Annotated in this window: 1 pseudogene; it reads left to right on the forward strand. The window is 57.1% G+C overall.

Features of this window, described 5'->3' with window-relative positions:
- Positions 1-138: 138 nt before the first annotated feature.
- Positions 139-266 (forward strand): annotated as a pseudogene (locus IEG05_RS23665) (Mu transposase domain-containing protein); the annotation flags it as partial.

Consider the following 266-nt stretch of genomic DNA (forward strand, 5'->3'; position numbering starts at 1 on the left):
CAGACTTGATGCAGTTTCTGCGTTCACTGTAGCGAATAGTTCTGTGGCCTACAGATCGCGCCACCCCGCAGCCGAGGCCGTGCCGCGGACTGAAGGCCACATAAATCGCAAGGCCACACAAGATATGTTCTGTGGTCAGCCACAGAACATATCGACTACCACGTCGAGGTCGACGGGCATTACTACTCGGTGCCTTACCAGTTGGTGAAGAAGCAACTGGAGGTGCGCCTGACGGCGCGCACGGTGGAGTGCTTCCACGCCAATCA

The sequence above is a fragment of the Stutzerimonas kunmingensis genome (assembly GCF_014764705.1).
GTDB lineage: Bacteria > Pseudomonadota > Gammaproteobacteria > Pseudomonadales > Pseudomonadaceae > Stutzerimonas.